Origin of the sequence: Mesorhizobium sp. M7A.F.Ca.CA.001.08.2.1, from assembly GCF_003998455.1 — a bacterium.
Taxonomy (GTDB): Bacteria; Pseudomonadota; Alphaproteobacteria; order Rhizobiales; family Rhizobiaceae; genus Mesorhizobium; species Mesorhizobium ciceri.
Genome location: NZ_RZPW01000455.1, coordinates 1 through 5,176, shown reverse-complemented (window position 1 = coordinate 5,176; position 5,176 = coordinate 1). Strand labels below are relative to the sequence as shown.

5 protein-coding genes are annotated in these 5,176 nt (G+C 64.2%); 3 read left to right on the top strand and 2 right to left on the bottom strand.

Going from position 1 to position 5,176, the window contains the following annotated elements; genetic code table 11:
• The 3 genes from EN914_RS23555 to EN914_RS23545 form a co-directional block, all read left to right on the top strand.
• On the top strand, positions 1-1,086 hold a 1,086-nt coding region (locus EN914_RS23555), incomplete at its 5' end, for an iron chelate uptake ABC transporter family permease subunit (RefSeq protein ID WP_164778870.1).
• Between the two features lie 109 nt (positions 1,087-1,195).
• Positions 1,196-2,920 (top strand): ABC transporter ATP-binding protein, encoded by a 1,725-nt coding sequence (locus EN914_RS23550; protein ID WP_024504730.1) that lies wholly within the window; start codon positions 1,196-1,198, stop codon positions 2,918-2,920.
• 35 nt (positions 2,921-2,955) lie between these two features.
• Complete coding sequence (locus tag EN914_RS23545; RefSeq protein WP_013528962.1) at positions 2,956-3,642, top strand: cysteine hydrolase family protein; 687 nt, start codon at positions 2,956-2,958, stop codon at positions 3,640-3,642.
• Positions 3,643-3,648: 6 nt separating this feature from the next.
• Here the strand turns inward: EN914_RS23545 and EN914_RS23540 are convergent, their stop codons facing one another.
• Together EN914_RS23540 and EN914_RS23535 are read right to left on the bottom strand one after the other, a co-directional pair.
• On the bottom strand, positions 3,649-4,590 hold the full coding sequence (locus EN914_RS23540; RefSeq protein ID WP_013528961.1) for an LLM class flavin-dependent oxidoreductase: 942 nt from the start codon (positions 4,588-4,590) through the stop codon (positions 3,649-3,651).
• 110 nt (positions 4,591-4,700) lie between these two features.
• Positions 4,701-4,856, bottom strand: coding sequence for a hypothetical protein (locus tag EN914_RS23535; protein WP_013528960.1), 156 nt, complete (start codon positions 4,854-4,856; stop codon positions 4,701-4,703).
• Between the last annotated feature and the right edge of the window lie 320 nt (positions 4,857-5,176).

The window sequence follows — 5,176 nt, the reverse complement described above, 5'->3', positions numbered from 1 at the left end:
CATCTGCCGTTCGCCGGCAAAACCCCCGCCGGCACCGCGACCGCTTTGCTCGGCGCGCCGCTGCTGCTGTTCCTGTTGCCGCGAATGCGAACCACCCCCGAAAGGCAGGCCGATATGATGTCGTCCGTACGCCTGCCGACAAACGGCCTGCCGTTGATCGCCGGCCTGCTGGCGCTCATCCTCGCGGTTGTCGTCGCAATGGGCTTTGGCCGTGGCGCAGGCGGTTGGCACTGGATCGCATCCGAGGATTTGACCGAGCTGCTTGCCCTGCGCGCGCCTCGCGTCGTCGTCGCCCTGTCGGCGGGCGTCCTGCTCGCGGTCGCCGGCACGCTGATGCAGCGCATGACCGGCAACCCGATGGCAGCACCCGAAGTGCTCGGCATTTCCGGCGGCGCCTCTTTCGGCGTGCTGGCGCTGCTGTTGCTCAGCGACGGCTTCGACCGCGCGGCAATGCTCGGCGCCGCACTCGCGGGCGCCTTGCTGGCGCTGACGATCGTCGTGCTGGTCGGGCGGCGCAATGCACTGTCGCCGGCGCGGCTGCTGCTTGCCGGCGTCGCCGTGGCGACGGTCGCGTCGGCCTTCGCCGCGCTGCTTCTGGCCAGCGGCGATCCGCGCACGGGCTTCCTGCTCGCCTGGCTATCGGGATCGACCTATCGCGCAACGCCCAATGATGCCTTCACTGCCGCTGCGGTCGCGGTCGCCGTCCTCGCGCTGGCGCCGCTGACGGCGCGCTGGCTCGATATAGTGCCGCTCGGCGAAACTGCCGCGCGTGGCCTTGGCCTGCGGCTTGGACGGGTTCGCGCCATTCTGCTGGCACTTACCGCGCTGGCCACCGCAACCGCGACATTGGTCATCGGCCCGCTGAGCTTCGTCGGCCTGATGGCGCCGCATCTCGCGCGCATGCTCGGCTTCCGCCGTGCCGTGCCGCAGCTTCTGGCCTCGGCCATGACAGGCGGGCTGATCCTCGTTGCCGCCGACTGGGCAGGCCGGACGCTGATCTTTCCCTGGCAGGTGCCGGCCGGGCTCATCGCCGCCTTCGTCGGCGGCCCCTATTTCATGGCGCTGATGTGGAAAGGCAGGCAATGAAGTCGGCCCTGGCATATTGCCGACCCTGCCCTGCCGATTGTAAGCAGCGCCCATCGATGGCGGCCGGTGCCCTCGCCGCGTCCATCAAGACAGCTTGCGGTTCACCTCGATGATCAGACGTTTCCTGTCCTATTACGCGCCCTGGAAGGGGCTGTTCGCGCTCGACTTCTCCTGCGCGGTGCTGGCCGGCCTGCTCGAACTCGGCTTTCCCATGGCGGTCCGCACCTTCGTCGACCAGCTCCTGCCACGGCAGGACTGGACGCTGATCATCATCGCCTCGGCCGGGCTGCTGGTAATCTATCTGCTCAACACGGTGCTGATGGCGGTCGTCACCTATTGGGGCCACATGCTTGGCATCAACATCGAGACCGAGATGCGGCGCAAGAGCTTCGATCATCTGCAGAAACTGTCGTTCCGCTTCTACGACAACCACAAGACCGGCCATCTCGTCGGTCGCGTCACCAAGGATCTCGAGGAGATCGGCGAGATCGCGCATCATGGCCCCGAGGACCTGTTCATCGCCATCATGACGTTCGCCGGCGCCTTCGTGCTGATGTTCACGGTCAACATGCATCTGGCGCTGATCACGGCGGTGATCGTGCCTCTGATCGCCTGGGTGACGATGCGCTACGGCGACCGCATGGAGCGCAACTGGCAGGCGCTCTACCGGCGTGTCGGCGATTTCAACGTCCGCATCGAGGAGAATGTCGGCGGCATGCGCGTCGTCCAGGCCTTCGCCAACGAGGAGCATGAGCGCACGCTGTTCGCGCATGACAACCAGCGCTACCGCCAGACCAAGCTCGACGCCTACCGCATCATGTCGGCCAGCAATTCGCTGAACTACATGGGCATAAGGCTGATCCAGCTCGTGGTCATGATTGCCGGCAGCTACCTCGTCATCACGGGAGGCCTGAGCAATGGCGGCTTCGTCGGCTTCCTGCTTTTGGTCGGCGTCTTCGTGCGGCCGATCGAGAAGATCAATTCGGTGATCGAGACCTATCCAAAAGGCATTGCCGGCTTCCGCCGCTACACAGAGTTGCTCGACACCGAACCCGACATCGCCGACCGGGCCGGTGCCGTTACCGCCAGCGGCCTCAAGGGCGACATCAAATATCGCGGTGTGAGCTTCGGCTATGGCGACGGCAAGCCGGTGCTCAGGGATATCGATCTCACCATCCGCGCCGGCGAAACCATCGCCTTCGTCGGGCCGTCAGGTGCCGGCAAGACCACCATATGCTCGCTGCTGCCGCGGTTCTACGAAGTCAGCGCCGGGCGGATCAGCATCGACGGCATCGATATCAGGGACATGACGCTCGCTTCGCTGCGCGGCCAGATCGGCATCGTCCAGCAGGATGTCTTCCTGTTCGGCGGCTCGATCCGCGAAAACATTGCCTATGGCCGTCTCGGCGCCTCCGACGACGCCATCGCCGATGCCGCGCGGCGGGCGCAGCTCGACGGCATGATATCAGGCCTGCCGGCCGGTTACGACACGATCATCGGCGAGCGCGGCGTAAAACTGTCCGGCGGCCAGAAGCAGCGGCTGGCGATTGCCCGTATGTTCTTGAAGAACCCGCCGATCCTGATCCTCGACGAGGCGACGTCGGCGCTCGACACCGAGACCGAGCGCGAAATCCAGAAATCGCTGGCCGAACTTGCCGAAGGCCGAACCACGCTGGTCATCGCACACCGGCTGGCCACGATCCGCGGCGCCGACCGCATCGTCGTCGTCTCGGAGTCGGGCGTCGTCGAGCAGGGGTCGCACAGCGAACTGATCCGTGCCGGCGGCATCTATCGACGCCTGCACGACGCCCAGCATCTGGTGTCATCGCGTTGATCCACTATGGTAGCGGCCAAGCAGGGAGCCCCCGGATGATCAAGGCAACGCCCTTCGACTTTCCCTTTGACGGCAGGCTGGTGGCCGAAAACACCGCGCTGATCGTCATCGACCTGCAGCAGGATTTCCTGTCGACGACGGGCTACTTCGCCAGGCAGGGCTATGATCCGTCGCCTCTGAGAGCGATCCTGCCGACGGTGAGCCGGCTGATCGCGGCCGCGCGCAAGGCCGGCGTCAGGGTCATCCATACCAGGCAGGGCTATAGGGCCGACATGGCCGATATGACGCCTTACGAAAAATGGCGCCGCAAGCGCTCCGGTCTCGACGGCACCGATATCCTGCTGCGCTCGGGCACGGGGTTCCAGATCGTTCCGGAGATCGACGTGGCACCGCACGACATCATCGTCGACAAGACCTGCAACAGCGCCTTCATTTATACGGATTTCGAGCTTGTGCTCCGCGCGCAAGGCATCACGCATCTCATGTTTTCCGGATGCACGACGGATGTCTGCGTCCACACCACGCTGCGCGAAGCCTGCGACCGCAACTTTCAATGCCTGACGATTTCCGACGCCTGCGCCAGCGGCGACAAACAAGCCCACGAGGCCGCGCTTCATATGGTGACGGTCGAAGATGGCGTCTTCGGCGCGCTGGCGGATTCGGGCGCTGTCATTGAAGGCCTGTCGCGGCTTGGCGACAGGCCCGAGGCAACAAAAGGCTGAAGGACTTCAGCCCGTTGCGCGCGTCTCCAATCCTGCACGAGACGCATATGCTCCAGGCTGGAATGCCTCGTGTTCGCGACGCGCCAGCGAATTGCGCAGCAGGGCGATCGTTTCCCGGCCGAGCGTTGCGATCTCGCGTGGCGTGTCGACGCCGACAATCATGAATTCATCGATCCCGAGGGCTGCATAGGCAAGCAGCGACAGGGCGGCCTGGGCTGGCGGCCCGGCAACATCGACCGCCTTGTGGCCGGAGGCGGAAGCACCCTGGTGAATCCCGACCGGAAGCGCGAAGCGCAGCTTGCCGGCCCGGCCATGTTCGGCGGCGGAGCGGCGCACCCGCTCCATCAATTGCCGGATCTCGTCGATCGAGCCCGGCGCCAGTTCAAAGACATCGGCATGCCGGCCGGCCACCTTGAGCGCCGTTCCGGACTGCCCGCCCATGCGGATGACCAGGTCGGCGCCGTGCGGTCCCTTGCGCGGCACGTAGCCGCCCTTGATGCTGTAGAACGTTCCTTCGTGGTCGAAGGGCCGGTCGTTCGACCACAGCCGCTTCAGCAGCACCAGATATTCGTCTATTCGCTGCCAGATGACGGTGTGCCCGACCGGCCGTGTTTCGGCGTCGGCATCGCTCAGCGGCTCGCTGATCATTCTCAGCGCCAGGCGTCCGCCGCTTTGCCTGTCGATCGACGCCAGTTGGCGGGCCGCCACAGTCGGTTCGACCACGCCCGCCCAATGGGTGAGCACGACTTCCAGCGACGAGGTGCGATCGAGCACCTGGGCCGCAAGATCCATGTTGGTCAGCAGTCCGGCCGAATCGTCGACGACGATCTTGCGGAAGCCGCCGTCCTCGATCAGCCCGAGCTTGGTCGCGGTCTCGGCAAAGTCGTAGAAAAAAGGAACCGCGGCATCGGCGGTCTTGCCGGGAATATGCGTGAACTCGATCGGCATTGCCATGTCCTCCGTGGTGTCGGGCGCGCGAAAGCACGCCGAGGATTCGGTTCATTCAACTCCAATTGCCTGTAAGTGGTGGGGCAGCTAACCCCGGTCGATCTGACGACTCAGGGAATAAGACCCAGAACAACGGCCCCGGTGAACACGAACGCAAGGGCAAAGACGAGATAGGCGAAAGCCCCGGCATAGGCCGGGCGGAAGGTCTGGGCATTGGCCGCCCGCTGACCACTGCGATCCGTCTGGGCGTTCTGGATATAGGACATATCGACCTCCGTCTCGTCGGTTAATCTATAAAACTTGTAGACTTTGTCGATTGCTATTTTTCGGTCAAATCTAGAATAATTTTCTCTTAGGTGATGGGAAGTTGGTAGCCACTTGCTTACAGGGGCACTCGGGCGGCCGATCCGTATGGCGCGTCCGTTTTCGGGTCTGCGTCCGAATGGACCTATGACCTTGGCCTCGCGGCACTCAATTCGTGGATTGGCCGCCCGGCGCCGGCGCGGTAGCATCGCCCAACCAGCAAAGCGAAATCGTCACATAGGGGCAAAAAAAATGGGCACAAGACTGGCCGGCAAGGTCGCCA

Bases quoted from the DNA above. Each gene is read 5' to 3' on its own strand.
- EN914_RS23540 (WP_013528961.1), bottom strand. From the start codon at position 4,590: ATGCCGATCGAGTTCACGCATATTCCCGGCAAGACCGCCGATGCCGCG.
- EN914_RS23545 (WP_013528962.1), top strand. From the start codon at position 2,956: ATGATCAAGGCAACGCCCTTCGACTTTCCCTTTGACGGCAGGCTGGTG.
- EN914_RS23550 (WP_024504730.1), top strand. From the start codon at position 1,196: ATGATCAGACGTTTCCTGTCCTATTACGCGCCCTGGAAGGGGCTGTTC.
- EN914_RS23535 (WP_013528960.1), bottom strand. From the start codon at position 4,856: ATGTCCTATATCCAGAACGCCCAGACGGATCGCAGTGGTCAGCGGGCG.